Origin of the sequence: Streptomyces aureus, assembly GCF_001418135.1 — a bacterium.
Classification (GTDB): Bacteria; Actinomycetota; Actinomycetes; order Streptomycetales; family Streptomycetaceae; genus Streptomyces; species Streptomyces aureus_A.
The window spans coordinates 1-4239 of record NZ_LIPQ01000500.1; the positions used below are offsets into that span (position 1 = coordinate 1).

3 protein-coding genes are annotated in these 4239 nt (G+C 70.5%); all 3 read left to right on the plus strand.

Annotated features, from left to right (window positions below):
• The first annotated feature begins 112 nt into the window (after positions 1-112).
• Genes AOK00_RS32310 through AOK00_RS32320 form a run of 3 tightly spaced genes read left to right on the plus strand, consistent with a single transcriptional unit; the run spans position 113 to position 4195 of the window.
• Complete coding sequence (locus tag AOK00_RS32310; RefSeq protein WP_055603725.1) at positions 113-1279, plus strand: hypothetical protein; 1167 nt, start codon at positions 113-115, stop codon at positions 1277-1279.
• Entirely contained in the window at positions 1276-3588 is a 2313-nt protein-coding gene (locus tag AOK00_RS32315; RefSeq protein ID WP_055603726.1) for a molybdopterin oxidoreductase family protein, read from the plus strand. The genes AOK00_RS32310 and AOK00_RS32315 overlap by 4 nt, the downstream gene beginning before the upstream one ends.
• A 7-nt stretch (positions 3589-3595) precedes the next feature.
• Positions 3596-4195: a 4Fe-4S dicluster domain-containing protein gene (locus AOK00_RS32320; protein ID WP_030315529.1), complete on the plus strand. Its 600-nt coding sequence runs from the start codon at positions 3596-3598 to the stop codon at positions 4193-4195.
• Positions 4196-4239 lie beyond the last annotated feature (44 nt).

Consider the following 4239-nt stretch of genomic DNA (forward strand, 5'->3'; position numbering starts at 1 on the left):
CGACGCGGTCCGAGGCGGCCGGAGCGACACCCGAACCCCGTCCGGGCGACTCCCTCACTCCAGGTACTAGCAAAACAGGGCAAAAGACCCCGTACGGCCTTACCGTGGCCGCGTGACCGAGCCACCGCAGACAGCCGAGCCGACACCTCCGCCGGGCGATCCCACCCCGGGCGATCCCGCCTCGGGCGCCCCCGCCTCGGGCGCCCCCGCGCCGGGAGATCCGGCGGCCGCCGGCCTCCCTCCGCAGACCCCGGCCGCCGCGCGCCGCCGCGCCACCCTCGCGGGCACCGTCGTCTCCGTACTGCTGATCCTCGCGATCGTCTTCGGCAGCCGTCTGCTCCGCGACTTCGACTCGGCCCTGCTGCCCTACGCCGTCGCCACGGTCTTCCTCGCCTTCGGCGTCGCCTACCGCTACACCGTCTGGATCTCCGCGCCCGGCGCCCGCCGTCTCTTCCACAAGGGTTGGGGCTCCTTCTTCTCCGCGGCGAACTTCCGCACGGCGCCCACCGCGCTGCCGAAGATGATCGCCACCTACCTCGGCTTCCAGAAGTTCCTCGGCGCCCGCTCGCACGCCCGCTGGGCCGCCCACCAGCTCATCTTCTGGGGCTGTCTGCTGGCCGCCGCGATCACCTTCCCCCTCACCTGGGGCTGGTTCACCTTCACCTCCTCCACCGGCTCGGGCCCCGGCTACGAGATGCGGATCTGGGGATTGAAGATCATCGGCTTCGACGCCCTCAGCGTCGTCGGCTGGCTGATGTTCCACGGCCTCGACATCGCCGCCGTCCTCGTCATCGCCGGCGCCGCCTACTTCCTGTGGCGCCGCATGAAGGACCGCGGAGCCATCACCGGCCAGCGCTTCGCCTACGACCTGGTGCCGCTGATCGCCCTCATCGTCATCTCCGTGACCGGGCTGCTGCTCACCTTCTCGTCGATCTTCCTGCACGGCGGCGGCTACGAGTTCCTCGCGATCCTCCACATGGTGTCGGTCGTCTTCACCCTCATCTACATCCCCTTCGGGAAGTTCTTCCACATCGTGCAGCGGCCCGCCGCCGTCGGCATGCAGCTCTTCAAGTACACCTCCCGCCGCAAGGACGAGGAGGTGCTCACCTGCCGCCGCTGCCACGAGCCGATCGACACCGCGCCGTACGTGGAGAACCTCAAGGGCACCATGCGCGACCTCGACCTCGGCTTCGACGAGTGGGCCGAGTACTGCCCCCGCTGCAAGCGCGTCCTGCGCGGCAACGCCTACCTCGACCACGTGAAGAAGGGCTTCAAGTGACCGCGACCGACCCGAACAGGGCGCTGCCGCTCGACCCCTCCCTCGCCCCGCCCGGCACCCGCAACTTCCGCGACGCCGGCGGCATTCCCGCCGACCGCTGGCACGCCGACCAGAACGGCGAGACGCTCGTCCCCACCCACTGCTGCTTCTGCGGCGTCCAGTGCGGCATGTACCTCCGCGTCGACCGCGGCGGCAAGGTCTTCGGCGTCGAACCCCGCAACCACGACATCAACCGGATGCGGCTCTGCCCCAAGGGCATCAACGCCTACCAGCAGGTCAACCACCCCGACCGGCTCACCGCGCCCCTCATGCGCCGCAATCGCGACGAGGCGTTCCGCGAGGTCAGCTGGGACGAGGCCCTCGACCACACCGTCGCCGAGATCCGCCGGATCCAGGGCGAGTACGGCAACGACGCGTTCGGCCTCCTCGGCGGCGCCAGCCTCTACTCCGAGAAGACCTACCTCGTCGGCAAGTTCGCCCGGGTCGCGCTCAAGTCCCGGCACGTCGACTACAACGGACGTCTCTGCATGGTCTCCGCCGCCGGGGCCAACAAGCTCGCCTTCGGCATCGACCGGGCCGGCAACCCCTTCTCCGACATCCTCCTCACCGACTGCCTCCTCATCGCCGGGTCCAACGTCGGCGAGTGCTTCCCCGTCATGACCCAGTACCTGTGGGGAGCCCGCGACCGGGGGGCCACCCTCATCGTCGTCGATCCGCGCGAGACCGCGATCGCCCGCACCGCCGACCTCCACGTCGCCCTCAAGCCGGGCACCGACTCCGCCTTCTTCAACGCCGTCCTCCATGTCGTCGTCGCCGAGGGCCTCACCGACGAGGCCTACCTCGCCGCCCACGCCACCGGCTGGGAGGAGGTCAAAGCGGCCGTCGCCGCATACCCGCCGGCCCGGTCGGCCGAGATCTGCGGCGTCCCCGAGGAGCAGATCGTGCAGGTCGCCCGCATGTTCGCCGGCGCGGACCGGGCCATGGCCTGGCACGCCCGCGGCGTCGAGCACCACTCCCAGGGCGTCGAGAACTGCCTCAGCATCATCAACCTGTGCGTCGCCGCCGGACACATCGGCAGGCCCGGCGCCGGCTACGGCACCATCACCGGCCAGGGCAACGGCCAGGGCGGCCGCGAACACGGCCAGAAGTCCGACCTCCTCCCCGGCGGCCGCTCCATCACCAACCCCGAGCACCGCCGCCAGATCTGCGAGATCTGGGGCATCGACGAGGCCGAACTCCCGCCCGCCGGCACCTCCATGATGGAGATGGTCTGGCAGATGCAGCGCAAGGAGATCCGCGGACTCGTCGGCATCTGCAACAACCCCTTCGTCTCACTGCCCAACTACGCCACCGTCAAGGAGGGCTACGACGCCCTCGAGTTCCACGCCCAGTTCGACTTCTTCCTCTCCGAGACCGCGGCCAACGCGCACGTGGTCTTCCCCGTCACCGTGTGGGCCGAGGACGAGGGCGTCATGGCCAACGCCGAGGCCCGGGTCGTCAAGCACAACAAGGCCCAGGAACCCCCGGTCGGCGTCCGCACCGACACCTGGGTGATCTGCGAACTCGCCCGCCGGCTCGGCGCCGGCGACAAGTTCGGGTTCCCCGACTCCCGGTCGGTCTTCGAGGAACTCCGCATCGCCTCCGCCGGAACCGTCAACGACTACTACGGCATCACCTACGAGCGCCTGGAGGAGACCGGCGGCATCGCCTGGCCGTGCCCCAGCACCGAACACCCCGGAACCCCCCGCCTCTTCGAGAACGGCCGCACCTACCACCCCGACGGCAAGATCCACATGCAGGTCGTCGAATGGCACCCGCCCATGGACCCGTACAGCGAGGAGTTCCCCCTCTCGCTGACCACCGGCCGCACCGTCGCCCACTTCCTCTCCGGCAACCAGACCCGCCGCCTGGGCGCCCTCGTCGAACAGACCCCGCGCCCCTGGGTCGAGGTCCACCCCTCCCACGGCTTCCGCAACGGCGACCCCGTCCGGGTCGTCACCCGCCGCGGCAGCGAGGTCTTCCCCGCCCTCGTCACCGAGGCCATCCGCCCCGACACCGTCTTCGTCCCCTACCACTGGCCGGTCCCCACCGCGGCCAACGCCCTCACCATCGACGCCCTCGACCCCCGCTCCAAGATCCCGGAGTACAAGGTCTGCGCCGCCCGCATCGAGGCCGCCGAGCGGATCGACGAGGTCCCCGCCCCACCCACCGCACCAGGACACCAGGCCTACCCGGAGACCCAGGTCTCCCGCACCGACCCGCTGCCCCCCACCTCACCCCAGGGCCGCGGCACCGCGGAGAGGAGCTGACCCGCACATGATGGGCCGCACGATCTTCATCGACCCGGGCCGCTGCATCGGCTGCCAGGCCTGCGTCTCCGCCTGCCGCGAATGCGACTCCCACCGGGGCAAGTCGATGATCCACCTCGACTACCCCGACGAGGGCCACTCCGTCGCCTCCCTCCCCACCGTCTGCATGCACTGCGAGGACCCCGTCGCCCCCTGCGCCGAGGTCTGCCCCGCCGACGCGATCCTGGTCACCGCCGACGGCGTCGTGCAGCAGGCCGACACCACCCGCTGCATCGGCTGCGCCAACTGCGTCAACGCCTGCCCGTTCGGCGTCCCCAAGATCGACCTTCAGGCGAAGCTCCAGATGAAGTGCAACCTCTGCTACGACCGCACCGCCTACGGCCTCGCCCCGATGTGCGCCACCGTCTGCCCCACCGGCGCCCTCTTCTACGGAACCCTCGAAGAGCTCCAGGCCGAACGCCCCGGCGTCCAGGTCGCCGACTCCTTCACCTTCGGCTCCACGACCGTCTCCACCGGCGTGGCGATGGTCGTCCCCGCCGACAAGGTCCAGTGGCCGGTCCCCGGTGGGCTTCCCGTCGTCGAGATCAACGGAAGGGACGTCCGTTGAGCGTCACCGACCCCCAGCCGCCGGCGTCGGACCCCCACTCCGAC